13 protein-coding genes are annotated in these 26,675 nt (G+C 44.7%); 6 read left to right on the plus strand and 7 right to left on the minus strand.

Annotation, left to right across the window (positions count from 1 at the left end; translation table 11 throughout):
* Positions 1 to 145, plus strand: a 145-nt coding sequence (locus tag HQR03_RS13065) for an IS3 family transposase (RefSeq protein ID WP_173240433.1), incomplete at its 5' end; no start/stop codon positions are given.
* 144 nt (positions 146 to 289) lie between these two features.
* Here the strand turns inward: HQR03_RS13065 and HQR03_RS13070 are convergent.
* The 7 genes from HQR03_RS13070 to HQR03_RS13100 form a co-directional block, all read right to left on the minus strand.
* Complete coding sequence (locus HQR03_RS13070; RefSeq protein ID WP_173240434.1) at positions 290 to 1,843, minus strand: surface lipoprotein assembly modifier; 1,554 nt, start codon at positions 1,841 to 1,843, stop codon at positions 290 to 292.
* A gap of 127 nt (positions 1,844 to 1,970) precedes the next feature.
* Positions 1,971 to 9,908 (minus strand): transferrin-binding protein-like solute binding protein, encoded by a 7,938-nt coding sequence (locus HQR03_RS13075; protein ID WP_173240435.1) that lies wholly within the window; start codon positions 9,906 to 9,908, stop codon positions 1,971 to 1,973.
* Between the two features lie 778 nt (positions 9,909 to 10,686).
* Positions 10,687 to 14,436: a transferrin-binding protein-like solute binding protein gene (locus HQR03_RS13080; RefSeq protein WP_173240436.1), complete on the minus strand. Its 3,750-nt coding sequence runs from the start codon at positions 14,434 to 14,436 to the stop codon at positions 10,687 to 10,689.
* Positions 14,437 to 14,726: 290 nt separating this feature from the next.
* Positions 14,727 to 16,112, minus strand: a complete 1,386-nt coding sequence (locus HQR03_RS13085) for a hypothetical protein (RefSeq protein ID WP_173240437.1) — start codon at positions 16,110 to 16,112, stop codon at positions 14,727 to 14,729.
* 488 nt (positions 16,113 to 16,600) lie between these two features.
* The gene (locus HQR03_RS13090; RefSeq protein WP_173240438.1) at positions 16,601 to 17,995 is read right to left on the minus strand and encodes an outer membrane protein transport protein; all 1,395 of its coding nucleotides are present in this window, start codon (positions 17,993 to 17,995) and stop codon (positions 16,601 to 16,603) included.
* A 421-nt stretch (positions 17,996 to 18,416) separates the two neighbouring features.
* Entirely contained in the window at positions 18,417 to 19,874 is a 1,458-nt protein-coding gene (locus HQR03_RS13095; RefSeq protein WP_173240439.1) for a hypothetical protein, read from the minus strand.
* 235 nt (positions 19,875 to 20,109) lie between these two features.
* Positions 20,110 to 20,391 (minus strand): SlyX family protein, encoded by a 282-nt coding sequence (locus HQR03_RS13100; protein WP_025651397.1) that lies wholly within the window; start codon positions 20,389 to 20,391, stop codon positions 20,110 to 20,112.
* A 241-nt stretch (positions 20,392 to 20,632) separates the two neighbouring features.
* On the opposite strand from HQR03_RS13100, the gene HQR03_RS13105 reads away from it, so the two are divergent.
* The 5 genes from HQR03_RS13105 (at position 20,633) to HQR03_RS13125 (ending at position 26,463) form a co-directional block, all read left to right on the plus strand.
* Complete coding sequence (locus tag HQR03_RS13105; RefSeq protein ID WP_173240440.1) at positions 20,633 to 22,576, plus strand: ATP-binding cassette domain-containing protein; 1,944 nt, start codon at positions 20,633 to 20,635, stop codon at positions 22,574 to 22,576.
* 541 nt (positions 22,577 to 23,117) lie between these two features.
* Positions 23,118 to 23,702: a ubiquinol-cytochrome c reductase iron-sulfur subunit gene (gene petA / locus HQR03_RS13110; RefSeq protein ID WP_025651399.1), complete on the plus strand. Its 585-nt coding sequence runs from the start codon at positions 23,118 to 23,120 to the stop codon at positions 23,700 to 23,702.
* Between the two features lie 22 nt (positions 23,703 to 23,724).
* On the plus strand, positions 23,725 to 24,930 hold the full coding sequence (locus HQR03_RS13115; protein WP_173240441.1) for a cytochrome b: 1,206 nt from the start codon (positions 23,725 to 23,727) through the stop codon (positions 24,928 to 24,930).
* The gene (locus tag HQR03_RS13120) at positions 24,930 to 25,643 is read left to right on the plus strand and encodes a cytochrome c1 (protein WP_101211312.1); all 714 of its coding nucleotides are present in this window, start codon (positions 24,930 to 24,932) and stop codon (positions 25,641 to 25,643) included. The genes HQR03_RS13115 and HQR03_RS13120 overlap by 1 nt, the downstream gene beginning before the upstream one ends.
* A 205-nt stretch (positions 25,644 to 25,848) precedes the next feature.
* Entirely contained in the window at positions 25,849 to 26,463 is a 615-nt protein-coding gene (locus tag HQR03_RS13125; RefSeq protein ID WP_025651402.1) for a glutathione S-transferase N-terminal domain-containing protein, read from the plus strand.
* The last annotated feature ends 212 nt before the right edge of the window (positions 26,464 to 26,675 follow it).

Consider the following 26,675-nt stretch of genomic DNA (forward strand, 5'->3'; position numbering starts at 1 on the left):
TTATATTAAGAAGCCGAAAACCATTGAAGATTTAGAGAAACAGATTCATGAGTATATGCATTATTATAATCATGAGAGAATTCAGCTTAAACTAAAAGGACTGAGCCCTGTGGAGTACAGAACTCAGTCCTTGGTGCAAACTTAAACTGTCCAAGTTTCGGGGGTCAGTTCACTTTTTAGATGCGGTTTTTTATTATCAAAAAATCGTATTAGGGGGTGTTCTCATTTTGAAAATAGTAATGGGAATGAATACATGCCCTAGCTAAATACACGCCCTAGCTATAAAGTATTAAAAGGTCTTGGTTAACAATATGGTTGCCGACTTCTCATCTCGATCATCATAGTAATCAAAGTTACTTGAGGTTTGGTCATAATCAAAAACCAGTCTTGGCGTCAGGCCATAAAAAGTTAAGTCACGTTTCCAGACTTGTAAGCCTAATGAGGTGGTTTTGTCTTCTCTTGTCGAGCCAACTTTACCACCGACAGCATTGTAATAACCATTTAAAGCACCACTACCTGCTGGGTAAGAGTCAGACGGGTCATCGTACTCTTTTATAGCATAGCCCGCTGTCGCTAATGTAGAAATGCCCTTTTTCCATTCGCGACCCCAACCAACGTTAACTGAATTACGATCATAGCTAATAATGCTAGACTTGGGTACATCATTCTGATAATTGCCTAAACCACCATAAAAGTACTCTTTGGCGTCTTTAATATAAAATGCATTTAAGCCCAAAAACTGCCCATCAGTCTCGCGGTTTTTATCGTCATCATCTTCAAACGTTTCTTTAGATAAAATGCCAGTAGCGGATAGCTTTAGTTTAGGTCTTACCCAGCGAGAGCCATTAACAGTGATGCCTTTACGTAAGCTATAGGCTTCTTCATCATAGTATCGTTTAGTCATGAATGGCGTGAGAGAGACATCATTTTTGGCATCATCATAACCGACACCAGCAGAAGCGGTAAATAAGTAATCGTTATAATCAGTCTCATCCCAATAGCCTTTTAGTGAGGCATTACCGCCCACTGTGGCATAAAAATTCTCGGGTAAATTAAAGCGTTTGTTTGCACTGGCTGACACTTGAATACCATTGGCTGACTTTTGCTCAACTGAGTTACCCAATTGAGACTGGATAGTCTTCGATGGTGCATCATTGATATTATCATCTCTCACGTAACTGGCAGAGGCATTGAACTGCCATTTTTCTGAACTATTTATTTGAGATAAGGCGTTTTGAACTCTAGCCATAACGGGCGCTGGAAGATCAACGGATTGCAGCTTCAGAAACTGATCTTTTGCGGCGGCATACTGCTTATCTGCTTGCATGGCGATGGCCATGTTTAAACGTACTGGATGAAAGTCTGGATCTGCTGCTAGCATGTCACGATAGATGGCGATGGCCTGTTTGTTTTTGGCTTCACTGCGATATATCAAGGCATCAGCGAATTTGATTAGCATTGGATCATTGGTTTCAAGTGCTTTGTAGTGTGGCAGTAATTCTTTAACAGTGACCATATCCTGCGCAGCTAATGCATCATTGAGATACTTACTGAACGCTGCTGGATTGGCTTTTAGAGCCTCTAGATTATAGGCAGTTGCAGCGGCAAGTTGTTGGCGGCTTCTGATAGCACGCTGTGCCTCTGTGTCAGAGACAGCTGTAGAAGGAGCTGTATGATTTGATACAGCTGTTTGGTTTTCGCGCTTAAGCAGTTCATCTGCTTGGTTAAGCTCTGGCTCTATATCTTCAAACTCAGGCTCTGCTGCTATGGCTGGCAAAGAAAAAGCCATCATTGATAGTAAAATAGAAGCCGTGAGAGGTTTGCACATATATTGATTATTCATGGGTATCCTTACCTAAGTATGATCATTAATTTTCCAAACTTAATCATCCTAAGGGATTTTGATAATTTAAGCGAGAAAAAAAGCGCCCTAGGACGCTTTTTCGTTTGTGTTATACAGTCATATTACCTTATTGCTTTTCGGCGCCAAAGGTACCTTGGAAGGTCGTCCCTGTACCTGGAGTAGTACCGGTTCCTGGCACAGCGCTATCACCATCCAGTCTGGCTTCTTGATAGATGCCTCCTAAGAATTTAGCATCATCACCATAGAAACCACCTGATGTCGCAATATTATTCTTTCTACCAGCGAAGGTATTACCATCGATAGTAGCATCTATACCAATATTTTTATTGATACCAGCAAAAGTCAGCTCACCTGTCAAAGAGTCATTAACGAAATCTACATTGAATGTGGATGTACCGTTGACTACTGGGTTTTTGATAGCGCCCGAGCCTAAATGAATATTATCCATATAGGTGGCAACACCAGCATACTGAACATTACCATCAGTTGGCATATTTTCGGTGGCATGACCTATTGCATAGACATTGGTATAACGTGATTTGACACCACTACCAATACCACTTTCTTTAACGAGATCACCATAAACATGACCTATCTGCATCTGTGTGCCAAAACTCTTGTACACAGAGTCGTAGTTATATTTTAAATCGATATCACCAATGATAGACCCGACATTTTTGAAGGTAGCAGCATTCTTGTCCTTAGACTTCATGAAACCGCTATCCGCGTCAAAGGCGACGTCACTATTTCTAACGGTTGTAATCGTAGCTGTTTGCTTGAACTTGTTAGGTTTAACGATATCAAGACGGGCTTCAAACTTATCATAGCTTGGTAGATTATCTATAGCACTACTTTCAATTATGGTCGGTGTCATACCTTCACCATCACCACTTGTACTAGTGAAGGTTTGGTTATCTGTAACAAACTGACGATAACCAATTGCATCATCTGTACCTAAGCCTGATACGCTACTAATGGTATTACTCATAACACCTGTCACAGCTTTAGGTTCTGGTACCGGCTCTGCGCTTGGATCTACTTTAGTAGCGCCATATGTTCCTTTACCACCAGAGACTTGATATACACCGCCTAGGAGATTGGCATCTTCACCAAAGAAGCCCCCTTTCGTATCAACGCCATTCCAGTTACCTGCAAAGGTGTTACCAGTGATTTCAGCCTTAATCTTCTTTTGGCTAACGCTAGAGCCATCGAATGATAACGTACCATCCACTTGACTATCAACAAAATCAACTTTGAATTCTGAAGTACCAATGATTGGATCTTTTCCAATGATCTCACTTTCACTATTGCCGATATAACTGGCTACACCGTTATAGTTCACTTTCCCATCATTGATGCCATTTTTGATATTGTAATGTGATAGATCTTTCATATACTTCATATCAGTAGCGTTTGTACTATTACCCTGTACATATACGTTCGATAACTTAGATAGTCGGATTAGATTGGCTAGGCCTTTAAGGTCTCCATATACATGACCAACCTGCATCTGCTCATCAAAGTTCTTATAAGTTGACGTATAATTTAATTTATTATTAAATATACCGCCAATCTGCTTAAGTTCGCTCTTTTTGAAACTACCTTCATAATCTTCGTCAGATGCGTTTCTCAATTCTACATTTATAGAGTTTGTAAAGTCTTTTGAACCTGTCTCATTCAAAAGCGCAGTGTACGTATCATAGCTAGCAGAAGTATTTGCACTTATACCACTATTATCATGATCTGCAATACTGTTTTGGAAACCAGTTATTGTTACATTGACGGGGGCCTTTGGATTAGTAGGCGCTGGTGGTAGCTGCTGCGCGGCTTCAAGAGCATCTTCTGCTGCTTTTGCTCTAGCCTCAGCCTCTAATCTTGCCGTTTCAGCCGCATCAGCGCGTGCATTCGCTTCTAGCTGTGCTTGTTCAGCATCGGCTGCTTGTTGCTTGGCTTCGGCTACTTTCTGTGCGGCCTCTGCTTTGGCATCACCGATGGCAGCTTGAGCTGCAGCTTCAGCTTGGATCACAGCCTCTTCTGCTGCAGCTCTGGCATTCTCAGCGGCTAGTCTTGCGGCTTCTGCTGTCGCTGCGGCTTCTAGAGCAGCGGCTTCGGCAGCTTCGGCGGCGGCGGCGCGTTCTAAGGCGGCGGCGAGTTGATCTTCACCATTGCCTGCATTCTCTAATGCCTCTTGTGCAGCAGTCAAGGCTTCTTGCGCTTTGATGGCGTCAGCTTGAGCTTTGTCAGCTGCAGCTTTGGCAGCAGCAGCTTGCGCTTGAACACCTGCGATGGCTGCATTGGCTGCATCCGCATCTGTTTGTGCTTTTATCGCTGCTTGTTCGGCAGCAGTTTGCAGGTCACTCTTGGCACCATAGGTACCTTGAGCGCCATTTCCTTCATAAACACCGCCTAGATACTGAGCATCTCCACCAAAGAATCCACCATCGGCTTTATAACCCTCTTTGCTACCTGAGAACTGGTTGCCTGCAATTGTGGCTTCTAAACCAATCTTCTTATCACCAAAATCTAGATCGCCTTTTAGATTTTTGGCAACAAAGTCAGCGGTAAAGACTGAGGTGCCAAATTGAATGTTTTTGTCTAAACCAGTCTCGCGGTAAGTAGCATCCCCTGTATAGCCGACTTTACCTTCGGTTGGCATGTTAGCAGTTTGGGTGGCATTACCAACGACAGCCACACCATTGACAGGTAATAGGCCAGCAGCGGCACCGTCAATATGAGCCACCCTTAAGTCATCACTAAAGTCTTTATAAGTTGAGGTGTAAACTAAGTCTTGTTCGCCCAGTGAGGCAGTAACCACTTTGGTGGTGTTTTCAAATGAGTTGAATCCACTAGATCCTGCTACTGCTGTATCATTGTCACCACTGACTTGAAGCGCTACAGGATCAGAGACTAGACCTTCAGAAGCGATATCTGCCCGTGCTTGTACTTGCGTCTCATCCGTAATGCCAAAGTCACGAGTCGTGGTTGTCAACATACCTTGATTTAGTCCAGTGGCATCGATACTGATATGCTGTACACCGGATTTAGCGGTTTCAGGTGCGTTCTTAATCTGCGAGGCTGCTAGGGCGTCGTTGGCCGCTTGCGTGGCTTGCTGAGCGGCTGCGATTTGCGCTTCTGCTGCGGCTTGAGCATCGGTTTGTGCCTGCTGAGCGGCGGCCGCTTTCGCATTTGCTGCATCAAGTGCCGCTTGGCGGCGATCTACTTCTGCTTGTAGGGCTTCGGTATTGCCCCCTGATGCTAGGGCGTCTTCTAAAGCTTTTTCTGCAGCCGCTAATTCAGTTTCTGCTTCTGCTAAATCGCTCTTAGCTTTATCTGCTTCCGCTTGAGCTGTTTCAGCCTTTTGTTTCTCAAGAGCAGCTTGAGCTTGTGCTGCACTTGCTTGTTGGTTGGCTTGATCGGCTTTGGCGTTAGCAGCAGCAATCGCTGCCTCAGCTTGCGCTTTAGCGGTGAGAGCTTCAGCTTTGGCTTTAGCTTCGGCGGCTTCTGCTGCATCAGCGCGTGTTTGAGCATCCGCCGCTTGTGCTTTTGCATCAGCTGCTTGCTGATTGGCTTCTGCTACTTTCTTGTCTGCTTCTACTTTAGCCTCACCAATCGCTTTGTCTGCAGCAGCCTTTGCTGCTATGGCCGCATCTTCTGCTGCAGCTTGCGCGGCTAAGGCCGCATCTTTAGCAGCTGTCGCTTTGGTTGCCGCATCTAATGCTGCAGCTTCGGCCGCTTCTGCTGCGGCCGCACGCTCTAGTGCAGCCGCGAGCAGGTCTTCATTACTGCCTGCATTCTCTAATGCCTCTTGTGCAGCAGTCAAGGCTTCTTGCGCTTTGATGGCGTCAGCTTGCGCTTTGTCAGCTGCAGCTTTGGCAGCAGCAGCTTGCGCTTGAACACCAGCAATGGCTGCATTGGCTGCATCCGCATCTGTTTGTGCTTTTATTGCTGCTTGTTCGGCAGCAGTTTGCTTGTCACTCTTGGCACCATAGGTACCTTGAGCGCCATTGCCGTCATAAACACCGCCTAGATACTGAGCATCTCCACCAAAGAATCCACCTTCAGTATTAAAACCAGCATTATCAGCAGCAGTACCTGAGAACTGGTTGCCGTTGATATCAGCAGTAAGACCAATTTTACCAGCATTATCAAAGGTAAGGTCGCCTTTCACATTTTTGGCAACAAAGTCAGCGGTAAAAACTGATTTACCAAATTCGATGTCATTATCTATGCCAAGCTGACGATAAGTGGCATCACCGGTGTAGCCTACGCTACCTTCGGTTGGCATGTTCTCAGCTTGAGTGGCATTACCGACTACGGCAACCCCGTTTACAGGTAGCTCTGCACCGCTAAAGACGGCTTTGCCATCAATGTGACCGATGCGCATGTCATCTTCAAAGTCTTTGTAGGTTGAGGTGTAATTTAGTGGGAGTTCTTGACCGAGTGCCGCAACAATGGCGTTGTCTTTATGAGCTTTAAAGCCGTTCGTACCAGCAACGTCTGTGTCGCTATCACCTGAGGTGGTGATGGTGAGTGCGCCTAGTAGGCCATCTCCAGCACCGGGGGCTGATTCTGAAGCAAGGTCTGCGCGGGCAACGACGCTGTTCTCATCCGCGGTAAAGTCGCGGGTGGTGGTGTTATAGACTTTGTTTAGGGGAACCACGTTGACGTTGAGTGTTTGAACGCCAGATTTCTTCGCTTCAGGCGCATTTTTGATAGTAGCGGCGGCTAAGGCGGCTTCGGCAGCTTGTTGGGCTTGCTGGGCGGCAGCGACTTGAGCGGCAGCGGCGGCTACTGCAGCGGCTTGCGCTTGCTCGGTAGCAATGATTTTAGCATTAGCAGCGTCAAGGGCCGCTTGGCGACGGTCTACTTCTGCTTGTAGTGCTGCGGTGTTACCACCACCTGAAGCCAATGCGTCTGCCAGTGCTTTTTCGGCGGCGGCTAGTTCCTCTTGGGCTGTCGCAAGCTCACCTTTGGCTGCATCCGCTTCTTTTTGAGCAGCGGTGGCTTTTTGCTTTTCATCTGCTGCTAGCTTATTAGCAGCATCTGCTTGGGCCTTGGCAGCTAATGCTGCTTGCTCTGCTTTTGCTTTTTCAGCATTGGCTGTTGCTACCATAGCTTCTGCATCAGTCTTAGCTTTTTCTGCTGCCGCTTTCGCCGCTTTCGCTTCTGATTGTGCCAATGCTGCTGCTGCGTTAGCTTTATCTGTATCTGCTTTCGCTTGGGCTACTAAAGTTTCTGCTTCTGCTTTGGCTTCACCCACTGCTTTGGCAGCAGCTTGTTGTGCAGCCAGTAGCGCACTTTGAGCTGCCGCTTTAGCAGATTCAGCGGCAGTTTGAGCGATCTTCGCTTTGGCTGCTAAGTCCTCTGCTGCTGCTTGAGCGGCTTCTGCGGCTTCTGCACGAGCTAAGGCATCAGCCAAACCACCATCACCACCATTACCAGCATTTGCTAAGTTCTCTTCTGCTTTTGTCAAGGCCTCTTGCGCTTTAACAGCATCAGCTTTGGCTTTCTCAGCAGCAGCCTGTGAAGCAGCAGCCTGGGCCTGAGCAGCAGCTGTAGCTGCTTGTGCTTTAGCCGCATCCGCTTGTGCTTTCACAGCCGCTTGTTCAGCTGCGGTCTGCTTGTCACTCTTGGCACCATAAGTACCTTGAGCACCATTGCCTTCGTAAACACCACCCAAGTACTGGGCGTCACCACCGAAGAATCCACCTTCAGTGAGATAGCCGCCGTTAGCGTCTGCACTACCTGAGAATTGGTTGCCGTTGATACCAGCTGTTAGACCAATCTTACCGGCGTTAGCGAAGCTAAGATCACCTTTTAGGTTCTTGGCGACAAAGTCTGCGGTGAAAACTGATGTGCCAAATTCGATGGCATTACCAATGCCAAGCTTGCGATAGGTGGCATCACCTGTATAGCCAACTTTGCCTTCAGTCGGCATGTTCGCTGCTTGCGTGGCATTACCAACTACGGCTGCACCGTTAACAGGCAGTTCAAGTCCGCTAAAGGTTGCGGTACCATCGATGTGGCCGATGCGCATGTCATCGCCAAAATCCTTATAAGTTGAGGTATAAGTTAATGGCAGTTTCTGACCTAATGCTTCTACTACTGCGCTGTTTTTATGTGCTTTAAAACCATTTGATCCGGCAACGTCTGTGTCGCTATCACCTGAGGTGGTGATGGTGAGTGCGCCTAGTAGGCCATCTCCAGCACCGGGGGCTGATTCTGAAGCAAGGTCTGCGCGGGCAACGACGCTGTTCTCATCCGCGGTAAAGTCGCGGGTGGTGGTGTTATAGACTTTGTTTAGGGGAACCACGTTGACGTTGAGTGTTTGAACGCCAGATTTCTTCGCTTCAGGCGCATTTTTGATAGTAGCGGCGGCTAAGGCGGCTTCGGCAGCTTGTTGGGCTTGCTGGGCGGCAGCGACTTGAGCGGCAGCGGCGGCTACTGCAGCGGCTTGCGCTTGCTCGGTAGCAATGATTTTAGCATTAGCAGCGTCAAGGGCCGCTTGGCGACGGTCTACTTCTGCTTGTAGTGCTGCGGTGTTACCACCACCTGAAGCCAATGCGTCTGCCAGTGCTTTTTCGGCGGCGGCTAGTTCCTCTTGGGCTGTCGCAAGCTCACCTTTGGCTGCATCCGCTTCTTTTTGAGCAGCGGTGGCTTTTTGCTTTTCATCTGCTGCTAGCTTATTAGCAGCATCTGCTTGGGCCTTGGCAGCTAATGCTGCTTGCTCTGCTTTTGCTTTTTCAGCATTGGCTGTTGCCGCTTTTTCAGCTTCTGATTTGGCATTAGCTTCTGCTTTTTCAGCTCTGTCTTGAGCAGCAGTGGCGTCTTTTAGAGCCTTATCAGCACGTGTCTGAGCAGCAGCGGCTTCTTTTTTAGCAGCTTCGATTTGATTTGCTGAGGCAGTTTTTACTGCTTCAAGCTTAGCTGCGGCTTCTATTGCAGCCGCTTCGGCAGCATCGGCAGCTGCTTTTGCTGCTGCTTTTGCTGCTGTGATTGCTTGCGCTTCTGCTGTTTTAAGCGCGTCTTTAGCCGCTTTTACTTCTTTTTCAGCTGCAGCAACTTGACTGGCTGTTGCTTTTTCTAGAGCTGCAATCTTTTTATCAGATTCTTGCTTTGCAGCCGTAACGGCTTTAACAGCGGCGGCGGCCTTTTCTTCTGCTGTTTTGGCCTTGTCTTGAGCTTTTTTCGTTTCAGCTTCGGCTGCTTTGGTTTTGGCTTGGGCGGCTTCTTTAGCAGCTGTTTCGGCTTTTAACGACTTTTGTATTTCTTGCACTTTTTCTTCTGCTGCTGTTGCTCGAGTATCTGCAGCTTTTGCTTTTTCTTCAGCAACTTTAACTTTTTCAACTGCTTCTGCAGCATCTTTTTTAGCAACGGCTACATCGGCTTTAGATGCTTTAGCGGCTGCTTCAATTTTGGCTACGGCTTCTGCTCTAGCAGCTTGTGCTGCAAGTTTAGCTTCTGTCGCTTCTGCTTTAGCAGCCTCTACTGCCTCTTTAGCAGCAGCAGCGGCTTTCGACGACTCTACTTTAAAGTTGTCTTCAGCAGCTTTAAGTGCATCTTGAGCAGATTTGGCCGCTTTTTTAGCAGCACTTATCTCTGTTTTTGAGGCTTTTTCCAGAGCTGCAATTTTTTCTTGGGCGTCCTTTTTAGCAGCAGTTACTGCCTTGGCAGCTTCTGCTAACTTGGCTTCTGCTGCTTTGGTTTTGGCTTCTGCTGCTTTTGTCTTAACCTCTGCAGTTGCTGCTTTAGCTTCTGCATCTTTAGCTCTAGCTTCTGCTGCTTTGATAGCTTCTATATCACCACTCGTTTCACCGCCACCATTTTCTCCATCGGTTCCATCGCCACCATTTTCTCCACCAGTTCCACCATCTTCTACCCCTGGTAAAACAGGGGTTGGCTTGGGAGTAATAGAGTTGTCTCCTCCACTAGTCGAGCATGAAGCTAGGATCACTGCTGTCAAAAGAACAACGCTGGCTTTGAGTGGGGTGTTTAATTTTTTTGCTGTTGATACAGCCGAGATTGAATGACGGTTAGGTGACATTCGTCTTCCTCCATGAAGAGTTAATGGTATTTCGGTACTTAGTCCTTTAAGCACAACATTTATTCAGTACCTTGCATATAAAAACAAATTCCATACAAGAAGTCAATTAATATAAACAGAATATTGTTCATTGTAACCTTTAGTTACTATTTAATATCTGTTAAAGAGAATGTTTATAAATAATGGACATTATTAAGAAATCTGGCTGTCTCTATCCGACTAATATTTCGTTAGCATTGGATATTAAAAGATCCAGTTGACAACGATTACCTATAATCAATTCATAAGAATAATAAGCTAGAGCATGAAAATGACTTTTGTTTTCACCATAAAGCTAAAATAAAGAAGCTATTCTTCATAAATACTTATGAAAAAACAACAATCTAGGATGATTGGACTATTTTTTCAAAATGACACCCAAAACATTTGGTTAACGATTACAAGATTCTATTCAGAACTATGTAATAACAAGACAGTACAATAGTTATGTGGGGCCACAGTTTTTGAATAAATGACAGCTCAAAGAAATACTAATATACAAAATATTAAGAAGCTTTCTATTGGATAAGCACCAGTATAGCAACCACATAATTAGCAAACTATAGTTTAATAAAAATCATCAATGAAATTTTGACTTATAAATACATCGCTTTATTAACTAAACATTAATCAAGTTGGAGAACAGTTGTAAACTTTAATAACAATGCTTTTCTCTTTATTAACGGCAATAAAAAAAGCGCCCTAAGGCGCTTTTTTTATGAAAAACTATCAGACTAGATTATTGCTTTTCAGCACCAAAGGTTCCTTGGAAGGTCGTACCTTCGCCTGGTTGTGCACCTTTACCGCCACGCTCTAGAGCTTCTTGATACACACCACCTAAGAACTGGGCGTCTTCGCCGTAGAATCCACCAGCAGTATCGATGTTATTCGCATTACCAGCAAAGGTATTGCCAGTAATGTCGGCATTGATATTAATTTCATTACCGGCAGGCATATACTTATAATCACCTTCTGCAAATGTCAATGTGCCTTCAAGCTTGCTGTTAACAAAATCAACATCAAACTTAGATGAACCATCGACTACTGGACCACCACGAGCACCATCTTTCAGATGCAGGTTTTCCATATAGGTAGCGACACCAGTATAAGCCACCATACCATCATTGATATTATTATCAATATTGTACTGTGCTAGGTCTTTCATGTACTTCATGTCGTCAAGGTTAGTACTATTACCTTGTACATAAACAGTAGAAACACGTGCTAAATCACCTAAGAAGCTTTGGTTAGGATCACCATAGACATGGCCAATTTGCATTTGCGAATCGAAGTTCTTATACACAGATGAGTAGTTTAAGTCTAACGCTACAGGGCCTTGGACGTTAGTGGATTCAGTGTGCAACTTGAAATCTTCACTATTATTATATGCGGCATCACCAGCTGCGCTGAGATTTACATTAACTGCTTCTTTAACAGAATCAGGCTTAGTCATATCAGCACGTGCTAAGAAGCTATCATAACTGGTAAAGTTATTACCTTCGCGGTTATCTACAGGAACTTTAGAACCATCTACAGTTTCAGTTTCTGTAAAGTCGGACTTATCGTCACGTATCTCTGCATAGCCAATCGCATCTTCTGTAAAGTTGGTTTTTTTACTACTTAACGTATTGCTTTGGAAGCCAGTAAACTCAGCATCTACTGCTGCATCTGGATTGACTGGAGGCTCTGGAAGTGGTTCAGTTGGCACAACTAAATCAGCTGGGGTACCATCTTTCTCTGCACCGAAAGTACCTTGAGAACCGTTACCTTCATAGATACCACCGATAAAGTTAGCATCTTTACCATAGAACGCGCCTTCTGTATTGTAACCAGTGTCGTCAGCTGTAGCACCAGAGAACTCATTGCCGTCAATATCTGCTGAAAGACCGATTTCTCCAGCTTCAGCAAATTTTAGTGTTCCATCAACTTTACTAGCAACAAAGTCAGCGGTGAACTCAGAGCTACCGTACTCAACTGTATTGTCTACACCAACTTTACGATTGGTGGCATCACCAGCATATTCAAACGTGCCTTCTGTCGGTAGCGTTGCTGTTTTATTACCCACTACAGCTACACCATCTACTGGGATTGCCCCAGCATTAACTGAGCCATCGATATGGGCAATACGCATCGCACCATCACCAAAATCTTTATAGGTCGCGGTATAAGCTAAATCACCTTCGCCTAATACGTTGCCAGTTCCTTCATGAGCTTTAAAGCCATTTTCCGTATCAGTGTCATTATCCCCTGATACTTGAATCGCTATAGGTCCTGGAAGAAGGCCTTCAAGTGCTAAGTCGGCACGGGCATCGACATCTGATGTGCTACGAATAGCAAAGTCACGGGTTGTGGTTGTTTTAACGCCTTGCTGCAATGCACTTGCATCGACAGATAAATGCTGCACACCTGATTGCTCGGCCTCGACATCAGACTTGTACGCATCTGGATTATTTATCGCATCTAATTCATCTTGCAAATCTTGAGCTTTCTTTTCAGCTGCAGTTCGAGCCGCTTCAGCTTCTGCTGCTCTATCTTCTGCGTCTTGAGCTTCTTCTTCAGCTTTTTGTTGAGCAGCTTGAGCTTTTGCAGCATCAGCTTTTGCTTTATCTGCAGCAGCCTTAGCGGTTGCCACATCTTCTTTTGCTGCAGACTCTGCTGCGGCAATTTTTTCAGCTGCATCTTTTTCAGCTGCTAAAGCAGCAGCTTCTGCAGTCGCCGCAGCTGCTTTGGCAGTCGCAGCTTCTTTTTGAGCGGCTTCAACATTACTTTGTGCAGCTGCAATTTCTACTTGTGCTTGATCCTGTGCCGCTTTAATTTTTTCTTGCGCTTTTTCTGTGGCTGCTTTGATCGCTGCATCTGCATCCGCTTGGGCTTTTTCAGCGGCTGCTTCTGCTGCTTCGGCTCTATCTAATGCTTCTTGCAACGCTTCATCATTACCGCCAGTACCTGCGTTGTCAGCAGCTTCTTGAGCTTTTTCAGCATCGGCTTTCGCTTTTACAGCAGCAGCTTGAGCTTTTTCAGCATCGGCTTGAGCTTTTTCGGCAGCAGCTTGGGCAGCTGCTATTGCAGCTTGGGCTTTATCTGCAGCAGCTTTAGTATCTTTAGCGGCTTGCTCCGCTGCCGCTTGTTTGTCACTGGTTGCACCATAAGTACCTTGAGCGCCTTTACCTTCATAGACACCACCTACGTATTGAGCATCACCACCAAAGAATCCACCTTCAGCATTATAACCATCCTTGCTACCTGAGAACTGATTGCCATCGATAGCTGCTTCTAGACCGATTGTCTTATCGCTAAAGGTTAAGTCACCCTTTAAGTTTTTTGCAACAAAGTCGGCAGTGAATACTGATGAACCAAATTCAAGGTCATTGCCGATACCAAGCTCACGATAGGTTGCATCACCAGTATAGCCAACGGTACCTTCGGTCGGCATGTTCTCAGCTTTGGTAGCATTGCCAATCACGGCGACGCCATTGACAGGAAGTTCTACCCCGCTAAAGTTGGCTGTGCCATCGATGTGGCCGATGCGCATGTCATCGCCAAAGTCTTTATACGTTGAGGTATAATTTAATGGTAACTCTTGACCTAATGCTGCTACGACTGTGCTGTCATCATGCGCTTTAAAGCCGTTTGATCCAGCGACAGCTGTATCGCCGTCACCTGAGGTGGTGATAGTGAGCGCACCTAGTACTCCATCACCAGCACCTGGTGCTGATTCTGAAGCAAGATCTGCACGTGCGACAACACTATTTTCATCAGCGTCAAAGTCGCGTGTGGTTGTTTTAAATACTTTACTCAATGGAGCAACATTGACATTCAATGATTGCACGCCTGACTTAGTCGCTTCAGGGGCATTTTTAATCTCTGCAGCAGTCGCGGCATCTTGGGCAGCTTTTTGAGCTGCTTGGGCGGCGGCGGCTTCGGCTGTAGCTGCCTCTTGAGCAGCTTCGGCAGCGGCTTGTGCAGCTTCAGCAGCAGTTTGCGCTTCTTCTGCTAATTTCGCCTTGCGATCAGCTTCTTTTTGTAGGGCTTCTGAACCACCACCATTCGCTAAAGCCTCTTCTAACGCTTTTTCGGCTTCTTCTTTGGCTTTAATGGCATCTGCCTGAGCTTTTTCTGCAGCAGCAGCGGCAGCTTCAGCTTCTTCCTTCGCTTTGATGGCGGCCTCAGCTTTTTCTGCAGCCGCTTTTTCTGCAGCCGCTATTTGTTCTGCAGCCTCTGCTTTTGCTTTTTCGGCTTCAGCTTTTGCTTTTTCGGCTTCAGCTTTTGCTTTTTCGGCTTCAGCTTTTGCTTCTTCTAACTCTTGATCAGTTGCCCCACCATTGCCTGGCATTGGAGTAAAGACATCATCAAGATTATAAGAAGGGTCATCAGTGGTATTACAGGCCGCTAATATCATTGATGTCAGAAGAACAACACTGGCTTTGAGTGGGGTTTTGAATTTTTTAGCTGTAGATACAGCTGAGATTGAATGACGGTTAGGTGACATTCGTCTTCCTCCATGGATGATTGATTGATATTCCTTTATCTACTAATAGTGATAATTAGTATTTAGGTAAGCTATATAGATAATCAAATTTAGTTTACAAAGTCAATTTATAACGACTAGTAATCGTTCATAAAACATGACGCAAACGTTCATTTGTGAGATATGAGATATTTACATAAGTACTAACTCATTACCCTATTGGGTAATAATAATGCTTGATAAAGCTTACCTAACTAGTTGTTTAAGTAAGCTTGTAAAAGTATTTTAAGATATTAATACAGAGTCATTAGTTACTGGCTTTGATAAGACAGCTTTACACCAGCGATGTAACCATCATTGTCTTCGGCTTTACTAACGATACTGCCGTTCGGTAACTGTCCAGTGGCATCACCAAACTTAAGATATTTACCACCAACTGATACAGCCCATTCAGGTGTGACATTATATTTCACACCACCACCGATACTATAGAAACCCTCAATAGTACCCAATGAGCTGACCGGATCGCCTGCACCAGAGTCATAACCAACAACCACTGAACCAGCCAGTTTTTCATTAAAACGCTTCGCTAAACCAACATCTACCTTCCATTGGTCTTTGTCATAAGACAATAGTGGCAAACCTTCTTCTACTGCAGCCTTAGAGTAGGCATTGTAAAGTGGTGGTACGATAGTGAAATCACTCCATGGTACCCAGCGTACATCTAATGTACCTAGTAATTGATATTTTTCACTTAGACCAGTTTGGATATTTAAATTGACCGATTCTGGTGTGGTGACAGTAGCATCAGTAGTGGCATATTCGCCGATAGATTGACCAAGATCAGAGTTTGGATCAATGCCAAGCTTGCCAAGTGCTATATCTCTTAAAGGCGATCCTAGTAATGGCACTCTTTCGCCTACGGGTGTTTTATGCTCAATCTCTGAACGATATGTCAGCGCTGCATTTAGGGCAATCTCAGGTTTACTATAGGAAAGACCCGCTACCCAACCATAATCAGTATCAGCATTGACATTGGCATCATAGCCTGTCAACGGTCCGTATGCTTGACCTCGTAGATGTACTTCTGCTTTTGCTTTTTGCATGACTGGGCCACCATATACTTGGAAGCCATTAGACTTAAGACCAATCAAACCTGTCCACGTTTCCGTATGCACCTTCACATTGGTATTTTTGTCATAGTCTGGATCTAATACTGAAGGGTTGATCACTTCATTTGGAACAGAAGTGCCTGTCGATGAGTCAGCAATGGTATCTTTACCTGCTTGAGATACAAAAGTACTATCTCCAGAATATTCTACTTCTGCACCAAAAGGCTCGTCATAGAACACACCGATACTGATATTGTCATTGACGTTAGTTTTTACACCATAACGCATGAAGCTATATTCATCCGGAGTAGCATTGCCAGTTGACACACCTTTCTCGTAAGCGTCTTCCGTAGAAGTAATACCATTACGAATTTCTCCGGTGGGCGTAGCGATAGCACCAGCATTGTCATGAGCTGACACTTCAGTATCGATATAAGCAAAATCAACCTCGGCATAAGTACCTGGGTTAAAGAAACCTTTGATATCTTGACCTGAACGATCAAGACCAGCCGCTTGCGTTAATGAAGCAGCAGATAGGGTAAGTAGAGCGAGAGTGAGCTTAGAGATAGGGAACTTTTGAGACACTTGATATCCTCCATGAATAAAATAACTGGCAAAAAGTTTAATCACTATAAAACTTGTATGAGTAATTAAAACTTATGCTGTGCAATCCTTTGCCATACGACGTAATTATTTAACTATCGAATGTAACTACCGCTTACGCAATATTACCTTTCATTGTTATCAGACATTACTACTATGTAAGACAACGTAACTGATTTCAGTATCATAATTAAAGTTTAACGCTATAGCAATACCCTTTTCCACTTTTTACAAAGATAGATTTATGTCAAGCAGATTTTGATCCTAATTAACGTGTCAAATATAAATAATAACCGTGCCAGTATACTAAACAGTCAAAGTGAAGTACGTTTATTCATTAATGAAAACGTAACGCATTGATAATTAATATTATTTTTTAATAATTTTCGTCAATAAAAAAAGCAGCCACAATGGGCTGCTTTTTATTCATTAAATCTAGTATTTTAAAAATAAGTACAAGTGTTCACTAATTATTTTGTGTCTTGGTAAGAAAGCTTCACACCAACGATGTACCCATCATTGTCATCGAAGTCGCCAACGATCTTGCCAGTTGGTAATCGACCTTGCGCATCACCAAACCATAAGTACTTACCACCGGCTGATACAGCCCACTCAGGAGTGACATTGTATTTGGCACCTAGACCTGCACTATAGTAACCTTCGATAGGTCCTAATGACGTCGTTGGATCACCAGCACCACTATCCCAGCCAACGGTACCACTGACAGCAAATGCTGACGTTAGGCGTTTCGCCATACCCAACTCTACTTGCCATTGATCGTCGTCATAATCAACCAGTGCTAACCCACCAGGAAATCTACCTTTAGTAGCATCGGTATAGAGCGATGGAACAATTGAGAAGTCACTCCATGGTACCCAGCGCACTTTTGCAGTTGCTAAAGTCGTTGGGTTGATACCAGTTTGGAAGTCAAAGTTAACAGACTTAGGCGTGGTGGTGTCGATATTACTGCTGCGACTGCTAGGAAGCACCCCACCCGTAAGCGCAGGCGCTAAAGGATAAGTTTCATAAGTTTGTGACGTGTGCTCAATCTCAGAGCGATAAGTCAGTGCCGCTTTTAGGGCAATTTCGGGCTTACTATAGGCGACACCCGCTATATAGCCATAGTCCATATCAGGACTGGTACGCGATGTGTAACCACTGGCTGGACCATAGGCAGTACCACGTAATCTGGTTTCAGCTTCGATACGCTGGGCAACTGGACCACCATAAATCTGGAAGTTTTTGTTTGCACCAAGCTTCATACCAAGAATGGCTGTTAGATTGTTACTGCGCACTTCAACTTTGGTAGTTTCACCAGCAGTAGCAGCCTCAGCAGCGACGATTCCAAGTCCCAATGCTAATCGATCTCGGTCTGCTGCTAGCGCTGGTGGCAGTGCATCACCGGCGTCTACCAATTGACCTAACGTGGCTTGGGCAGTATTAATGTCAGTGAACTGACCATTCGTGATTGCACTAACGCTAGCATTTATATCATCTTGTGCTACGAAGTTGCTTTTTTTGTATTCAGCAGAGGCACCAAACGGCTCATCATATAGAATACCAACACTAAAGGTATCATTGATATCGGCCTTTACACCATAGCGAAAGAAGTCATAGGACTCAGCGATATCGCCAGTTTTTTCTCCGGGCTCGTAGTCATTGCTAAGTGGACTGCCGTTGGCACTATCATAGCCGCTGACATCAGCGTCAATATAGGTGTAGACAGCTTCGGCATAGGTGCCATCTTGAAAGAAAGCAGTAACGTCTTGACCGGAACGATCTAGACCTGCAGCATGAGTGATGCTGGCTACAGAAATAGTAGCGATGGCTACCGCAAGGGTTTTTAAGTGAAAGGTAGCGCGCATTGTGTATCTCCAAACGTCCTCGTTGTTTAACCATCTTACAAATCCAAAATTGCCCATAAAGCGCACAAATTTGAATCATAAAAATGGTGTCCTGATTTCGATAGTAATGGCTTTTTGACACTAAAACAACACTTAAAGTACTTTATTTCTCTTTTATGACTGAACAGTACAGGTTGCCTTAAAATATTATACTAAACACTTGTTTCCTTTAATAATTTTAGCTTTTACAGTTGCATTTTTACCAGACTAATATCGTTTATTATTGCCATATTCAACAGCCTGAATCGCACTCTATAATAGTTCACACAGATCAGTTTTATATGGCAAATAAATCAAAAAAAAGCGACCCATTCAGGATCGCTTTTTTATCGTTGTTAAATTACCAAATAAATAGCCAACTTGTATATTTCTTAGTTTGCTGTTACTTCGCTTGATAAGAAAGCTTCATACCCAGTGCAAAACCGTCGTTGTCTTCGAATTTACTAACCACTGCTTTGGTCGGTATTTGACCATCAGCATCACCGAACCACAGGTATTTACCACCAGCAGAGACTGCCCAGTTTTCAGTGAAGTTATATTTCGCACCAAGACCAGCACTGTAGTAACCTTCAATAGGACCTAGTGACGTCACTGGATTACCTGCGCCACTATCCCAACCAACCGTTCCGGTAACGGCTAATGCTGGCGACAAACGCTTGGCAAGACCCAACTCTACTAACCACTGATCTTCATCATAGCTGACTAAAGGCAGACCCTTATCATCACCCGTTGAACGCTTGCTGACTTCGTTATAAAGGGGTGGCACGATTGCAAAATCACTCCAAGGCACCCAGCGTACTTTTGCGGTAGCTAGCATGGTTGGGTTAATGCCTGTCTGAAAGTCTAGGTTTACTGACTTAGGTGTGGTGATATCGATTTTGTTACCTTGTTCAGGATCGCCACCCAACGCGGCAACCAGCGGATAAGTCTCGCCAATATTCAAGCTATGATCGATCTCTGAGCGATAGGTTAACGCCGCTAGTAACGCAATTTCAGGCTTGCTATAAGAGACACCAGCCAACCAGCCATAGTCTTGGTCAGAGCTGATGTGAGTGGTATAGCCAGTAGCAGGACCATAAGCAATACCGCGCAGTGCTACGTCGGCTTGTACTTGCTGTGCAACAGGGCCACCATAGACTTGGAAGTTTTTGTTTTCACCCAGTTTCATACCCAAGATACCCGTGATGCTTTCGGTACGAACTTCAACATTCGTTCCTTCACCAGTAGTCGCTTCTTCTGCACGGGCTGCTGCTACTGCTGCGCCAAGAGACTGAGCCTGACCTTTTAGCGTTTGCGCTTGGGTTTGGGCCGCTTTTGCTTGAGCAGCAAACTCTGCCGCTGCTTGCTGGGTCGTCGCGTTTTGAGCTTGTGCAGCAAAGTTTGCAGCTGCTGTACCTGCTTGGGTTGCACCTTGGGTCAATTGACCAATTTTTTCACCAGCATCTGCTAAGCTGCTTGCTTTACCACCTGAAATAGCATTAATTGAAGCATCAAGATCGCCTCTAGCTACGAAGTTATTATCGCCACTATAATCAGCGGCAGCACCAAATGGCTCATCGTATAAGATACCAACACTAAACGTATCGTTGATGTCTGCTTTTACGCCATAACGAAAAAAGTCATAATCTTCTGCGATGTCATCGATTTTATTGCCTGATGAATCCTTGCCACTCACATCGGCATCGATATAAGTATAAACGGTTTCGGCATAGGTTCCATCTTGTAAGAATGCGGTGATATCCTGACCTGAACGATCAAGACCAGCAGCACTAGCGACGCTAGCAACAGAAAGAGCAGCAACAGCTACCGTAAGGGTTTTTAGGTGAAAGATGGCCCGCATTGTGTATCTCCAAACATCCGCATTGTTTTACCGCCATACCGAGGGATTGATAAGTAGGCAGCAGCTAAGGGGAAGGATACTAATGGCTTTTTCACCTTAAGACAACTGTAAAAATACATTATTACCGAATTATGACTAGACAGTCATCGACTAGTAACTGTATCTAAAAATTTGGATATAATTTTAGCTTGAAATATACAGATATAATTAGTGGCCTTTAAAGGCTCATAGGTATTTAATAATGAGGTGGTCTATCAGCCATCACATCAAACGGCGCAATCCCCCCTTCAGTATCTTGGCTTTCAACTTGTTTATATATAAGCTGCAGCTGACGTTGCAGGGTCTGGATATGCTTATCTTGCCGAGCGACTACTTCATCGAGCCGCTCTACCGTCAGCTCCAAATGAGACATATTCATCTGTAATTCGATCACTTGAGCATGTAGCTCGCTTTGGTCGGCAGATGTATCGCCTTGAGAGTCGAGTAACGGTTTCGTTGGTGGTACAGATTGATCCATATTTTTCTCTAAGTGATTGTATTTATGTGAGGTGTTTGAAGGAATATATATTAGTGATTGATGACCGTTAAATAGTAGCCGTTAAATAGCGATAACATTGACAGCCTATTTGCTATTGATAGAAGCGAAAAATAGTGCTGATAAAGCATTTACTCGCACTACAGTCAGGTGGTGGCATGTTATACTGCTGCCAATTTTGCAACAACCCCTACCTCACTATTATATAAGCTTAAGATATTTTATGGCACTGATACATCTAAAAGATATTCACCTCGCATTTGGCGTCGCTCCCGTCCTCGATGGTATTGATTTTGCAATCGATGCTGGCGAGCGCGTGTGTTTGATTGGTCGCAATGGCGAAGGCAAATCCACGCTGTTTAAGTTAATCAATGGCTCGTTGCAGCCTGACAGCGGTGAGATTATTACCAACAGTAGTATGCGTGTCGCTATGCTAGAACAAGACGTCCCCGAAACCAGTGGCCGTATATTAGATATCGTCATGGGTGGTAGCCGTCGCACCGCGGATCTGCTGATTGACTATAATAAGCAGGTCGATATGTGTGCCGATGGCGATATGGATGCTTGTGAGCATATGGCGAACTTGCAGCATGATATCGATGCAGTACATGGCTGGGATCTAGAGCGTGATGCCACGCGACTGATTACGACCATGGGACTTGATCCAGAAGATGATTTATCGTCGCTATCTGGTGGTCGTAAGCGCCGTGTGCTACTCGCGCGCTCACTGGTTACCAAGCCTGATGTCTTGCTACTAGATGAGCCGACCAACCATTTGGACGTCGAAAGTATCGAATGGCTAGAGCGCTTCTTGTTAGATTGGCAAGGATTGACCTTGTTATTCGTGACCCATGATAGAGCATTCGTCAATAAGCTCGCGACGCGTATTGTTGAGCTTGACCGTGGTCAGCTGACAAGCTATGACGTCACTCAAGGTGCTAAAGGTTATGCACGCTATCAAGAACTAAAAGAGCTACAGTTACTCGCTGAAGAAAAAAACAATGCCAACTTTGATAAAAAACTGGCCCAAGAAGAAGTTTGGATTCGCCAAGGCATCAAAGCTCGTCGCACCCGTAACGAAGGCCGTGTACGTGAGCTAAAAGCACTGCGTGAAGAGCGTAGCGGTCGCCGTGAGCAAGTCGGTAACGTTAACATCACTATGGGTGAAGGCGAAAAAAGTGGCAAGCTGGTTTGTAAGGTTAAAAACTTGCATCTGGAATATGATGGCAACGTACTGGTTGATAACTTTAGTACCATGATTATGCGTGGTGACAAGATTGGTATCGTTGGTCCCAACGGTGCTGGTAAAACCACGTTGATTAAAGCCCTACTCGATATGTCTGACGATGAAGTGACCAAAACAGGTAGCGTTGAGCTAGGCACTAACCTAAAAATCGCCTTCTTCGATCAGCTACGTGATCAGTTAGATCTAGAAGCCAGTGTCGCGCAAAACGTCTCTGAAGGTTCTGACTTCGTCGAAGTGGGTGGCCGCAAAACTCACATCATGAGCTACTTACAAGACTTCTTGTTTGCCCCAGAGCGTGCACGTACGCCAGTCAAAGCATTGTCGGGTGGTGAGCGTAACCGCGTCCTACTTGCCAAGCAGTTGCTAAAGCCTGCCAATATTTTGGTACTCGATGAGCCAACCAACGACTTGGATATGGCCACCCTTGAGCTCTTAGAAGAATCGGTCAGCAGCTTTAACGGTACTATCTTGCTGATTAGCCATGACCGATCGTTCATGGACAATGTCGTCACCTCTACCTGGGTGTTCGATACTGATGAAGAAGGCAAAGGCATCGTCAAAGAGTACGTCGGTGGTTATCAAGAGTATCTGGTACAAAAAAACCGTGAAGAAGCCACACGTGCTGCTAGGTCGCCAAATAACAGTGCCACGAACAATAAACCTGCTAATAAGCCTACTCAAGCTGCCAAACCCAATACAGCTGCTAAAAAGCTCAACTATAATGAACAACGTGAGTTGGACAATTTGCCAAAAGAGATTGCGGCGCTTGAAGCTGAACAAAATGCGCTACAAGAAAAATTGGCTGATGGCTCGTGGTTCACAAAAGACTTCGATGCAGCAACAGCCGCTAGTGAGCGTTTACTAGCGATTGAAGATGAGATGATGAGCAAGCTTGAGCGTTGGAGTACACTTGAAGGCTAATGTGAATCGCTAAAGCCTACCTTTAATAGATGCTTTAATAAACACACGCAATGGATAGAGAGATTAAATTTTCATTGTGACGTTGGTCTTTAAGGGAACAAAAATTATCATCATGCTATTACATGCTATTAATAGTGTGGTGATAATTGCTTTACGACTACTTACATAGAGATTAGGGACTGAAAGTTAGTGAACATTACCTCAATTTCAAGTATCATTCGCTATTGTTGAATACCCTTATTAATTATAAGGTCATCACACTGACCCACCTTGCTGGTATAAAAACGGTAATGACACGTCGATATTCACGCCATCTGGCACGAATCATCCGCTTCAACCGCATAGTATGCCCTATCAAGGTTGCTTTATTTTTAACGCAATAATTTATTTTATGACCAAAATAGCTTAGAATAGCAACAATTAGCAAAATTAGGCACAGCTAAAGTGGCTTGATATTGTATCTATATTTTTAAGCCAATATTCTCTAAGCCACAAACCCAGTGTGGGATAATCCCATTTCATTCACCTGGAGGAAGTATTAATGAGCCATGCCGAAGGCGTTAATGTACAACGCCGTAGAGTTCTTATTGCCTCGACTGCCGCGATTGGTGCAGCTGGGGTAGCTGCAGTGGCGACACCTTTTGTCCGTTCTTGGACGCCAAGCGCAAAAGCTGAAGCTGCAGGGGCGGCTGTTACCCAAGATATCGGTTCTATCGAAGATGGACAAATGATTGTCATCAAATATCGTGGTAAACCTATTTATGTGGTTAAGCGCACCGAAGAGATGATCGCAGGATTAGAGTCAGTCAAGCCAATGCTGTCTGACCCTGACTCTAGTGCATCATTACAACCTGAATACTGTGCGAATCCTACGCGCTCTTTAGAACCAGCTGTGTTGGTTGTTGAAGGCGTGTGTACGCATTTGGGCTGTGCGCCGAACTATCGCCCTGATGTTGGTGCTGCTGATTTAGGCGGTAATGACTGGTATGGCGGATTTTTCTGCCCCTGCCACGGATCTAAGTATGATTTAGCAGGTCGCGTCTTTAGTGGCGTTCCAGCACCGCTTAACTTACCTATCCCAGAATATAACATGGATGGTACCATCTTGACGGTTGGGGAGGCTTAATATGAGTATGGGTAAAAAAATCATGCACTGGGTGGACGCGCGCTTTCCTGCGACCGAAACCTATGAATACCACATGTCCAAGTACTACGCACCAAAAAACTTCAACTTTTGGTACTTCTTCGGCGTGTTATCTATGGTCGTACTGGTCAACCAATTGGTGACAGGTATCTGGCTAACCATGATGTACAACCCAAGTGCCGAAGGGGCATTTGCGTCGGTTGAATACATCATGCGTGATGTCAAAGGCGGTTGGCTCATTCGCTATATGCACTCGACGGGGGCCTCTGCGTTCTTCGTTGTCGTATATTTGCATATGTTCCGCGCATTGCTATACGGTTCATACCAAAAACCTCGTGAGCTTATTTGGCTCATCGGTATGGGTATCTATCTAGCGCTAATGGCAGAAGGTTTCTTCGGATACTTGCTACCTTGGGGCAACATGTCATTCTGGGGTGCACAGGTTATCTTGAACTTACCTGCTGCTCTACCTGTGATTGGTGATGGTCTTGCCGAATGGGTACGTGGTGATTATATTATCTCCGGTATCACCCTAAACCGCTTCTTTGCCTTACACGTTGTCGCTATTCCTTTAGTGCTCGTGGGCTTGGTCTTTATGCATTTAGTGGCACTGCATCATGTGGGTTCGAACAACCCTGATGGCATCGATATTAAAAAGCTAAAAGATAAAAATGGCGTGCCATTAGACGGTATTGAGTTCCATCCGTACTACACCGTTCATGATATGGTCGGTATTGTGGTGTTCTTTATCTTGTTCTTTGCAGTGGTGTTCTTCTTTCCAGAGGGCGGCGGTTTCTTCCTTGAGCCACCAAACTTTGAGACAGCGAACTCACTAAAAACCCCTGCGCATATTGCACCAGTATGGTATTACACACCTTTCTATGCCATCTTACGTGCGGTTCCTAACAAGCTTGGCGGTGTCATCGCGATGGGTGGTGCTATTGCTGTACTGTTCTTAATACCATGGCTCGATAGATCTCCAGTACGCTCGATACGTTATAAAGGCATTTTGTCTAAAATTGCGTTGACTGTATTTGCTATTAGCTTCGTGGTATTGGGTTATTTGGGTGCAACACCGGCCTCACCAACAGCAACCATTATGGCGCGTATATTCACTGTGTTGTATTTCTTGTTTTTCTTATTGATGCCGTTTTACACTGCTATTGAGAAGTGTAAACAGCCACCAGAACGCGTCACCGGAGGTCACTAATGAACACGCTAATTAAATCCTTAACCGGTTTAGGCTTAGGCGCGGCATTAACCCTATTTGCTGGTAACGCAATGGCAGCAGGTGGTGGTTGTGGGACTTTCACTAACGCTGAAGGGGTTGAAGAACACCTGCTGTGTAGTGAAGCCCCTATCGACTTTACCAATAAAGGCTCGCTACAAAACGGTGCCAAGATATTTATGAATTACTGTGCAGGTTGTCACTCAGCACAGTATGTCCGCCACTCTCGTATCGCTAAAGATTTAGAGATTCCACCTGAGTTGGTCGAAAAATACTTGATGGTGACAACCGATCAAATCGGTGATCATATCACTGCTGAGATTGACCCTGAGATTCAAGCTTCATGGTTTGGTGCCGCACCACCAGACTTGTCTCTAGAGACTAGACTGCGTGGTGATGATTGGGTTTACACTTACCTATTGTCGTTTTATGAAGATCCAAGTCGTCCTTGGGGTGCTAATAACCTAGTACTCGCAAACGCTGCTATGCCTCACGTCTTGCATAATATGCAAGAGACATTGAGTCAAGAAGAGTTTGAGTCTGAGGTTGGCGATTTGGTTAACTTTATGGCGTGGATGGGCGAACCTGCTCGTCACGACCGTCAAGTGATTGGTTTCTTCGTCATTATCTTCTTATTGGTCCTACTCATCCCAGTTTACTTGCTCAATAAAGAGTTCTGGAAAGACGTAAAATAAATAGAAGTTGATGGTATAAAAATTGAGCATGATATAAAGCACTACTTCGGTAGTGCTTTTTTATGCACTACTGTTTTACTATCCTAATAAAACCTCAAGAAAGCAGACAAATAAGGCGCTCAACAGCAACATTTACGCGAGTTGCCTTGATAAACACAGCGACTTTGTTTACGATGACAGCCTTCACTATTAACATTAGGCTTTCATGATTGATGCGAATGACATTCCAAGTAGTCAGCTGATTTTATATGCTGATGACGGCTACGACAGTCATGTGGTGCGCCTATTGCTTGAAGAAAAGAAGCTCGCTTATTATTTATCACGTTTGCATTCTGAGCGTCCTGAAGATCTGACCGAGCTCAACCCTTATCATACCTTGCCTGTCCTGCAACAGCGTGAGATTGCACTCTATGAGATTAACGTTATTTTTGAATACCTTGAAGAACGTTATCATGCCAACAAACTGCTACCTGACACCCCGCAAGAGCGAGCACAGTTTCGACAGCTGGCCTGGCGTATTCAGCGCGATTGGCTGGTCCTCGGTAAGCGACTGCTTACGCATCCAGACAGCTTTAACAAAGCACAAGCCGCATTGGCAAAAAAACAATTGGCTGATTCATTGATTACCTTATCCCCACTGTTTGCTCATAAGCCGTACTTTATGGCGGATGAGTTTGGCTGGTGTGATGTGCTGCTCGCTCCTTTATTATGGCGGCTTGAGGAGATGGATATCGAACTGCCGCGCGCTATCAGTCGTCCGTTGTTTGACTATCAAACGCGTGTCTTTGAGCGTGAGAGTTTTAAAAAAAGCGTGCGTTAATTAGACAAGTCTAAAAAACTGTCCTAAAATTAGTACCAGTGAAACAGACATTCAGTAGCATTTATCCTCTGATAAATTGCTGAAATAACTATTTTTTAATTACCTAGATTCAAATAAGAAGTGCAACGTTTTAAAAGAATGAGTTGAAGAGTAAGATGTGCCGTGTTGCATTTCAAACTTCAACTCCTACATATCAGAACGTTATGAAACAC

This window comes from Psychrobacter okhotskensis, assembly GCF_013248965.1.
Classification (GTDB): domain Bacteria; phylum Pseudomonadota; class Gammaproteobacteria; order Pseudomonadales; family Moraxellaceae; genus Psychrobacter; species Psychrobacter okhotskensis.

Bases quoted from the DNA above. Each gene is read 5' to 3' on its own strand.
- HQR03_RS13070 (WP_173240434.1), bottom strand. From the start codon at position 1,843: ATGAATAATCAATATATGTGCAAACCTCTCACGGCTTCTATTTTACTA.
- HQR03_RS13075 (WP_173240435.1), bottom strand. From the start codon at position 9,908: ATGTCACCTAACCGTCATTCAATCTCGGCTGTATCAACAGCAAAAAAA.
- HQR03_RS13080 (WP_173240436.1), bottom strand. From the start codon at position 14,436: ATGTCACCTAACCGTCATTCAATCTCAGCTGTATCTACAGCTAAAAAA.
- HQR03_RS13090 (WP_173240438.1), bottom strand. From the start codon at position 17,995: ATGCGCGCTACCTTTCACTTAAAAACCCTTGCGGTAGCCATCGCTACT.
- HQR03_RS13095 (WP_173240439.1), bottom strand. From the start codon at position 19,874: ATGCGGGCCATCTTTCACCTAAAAACCCTTACGGTAGCTGTTGCTGCT.
- HQR03_RS13100 (WP_025651397.1), bottom strand. From the start codon at position 20,391: ATGGATCAATCTGTACCACCAACGAAACCGTTACTCGACTCTCAAGGC.
- HQR03_RS13105 (WP_173240440.1), top strand. From the start codon at position 20,633: ATGGCACTGATACATCTAAAAGATATTCACCTCGCATTTGGCGTCGCT.
- petA (WP_025651399.1), top strand. From the start codon at position 23,118: ATGAGCCATGCCGAAGGCGTTAATGTACAACGCCGTAGAGTTCTTATT.
- HQR03_RS13115 (WP_173240441.1), top strand. From the start codon at position 23,725: ATGCACTGGGTGGACGCGCGCTTTCCTGCGACCGAAACCTATGAATAC.
- HQR03_RS13120 (WP_101211312.1), top strand. From the start codon at position 24,930: ATGAACACGCTAATTAAATCCTTAACCGGTTTAGGCTTAGGCGCGGCA.
- HQR03_RS13125 (WP_025651402.1), top strand. From the start codon at position 25,849: ATGATTGATGCGAATGACATTCCAAGTAGTCAGCTGATTTTATATGCT.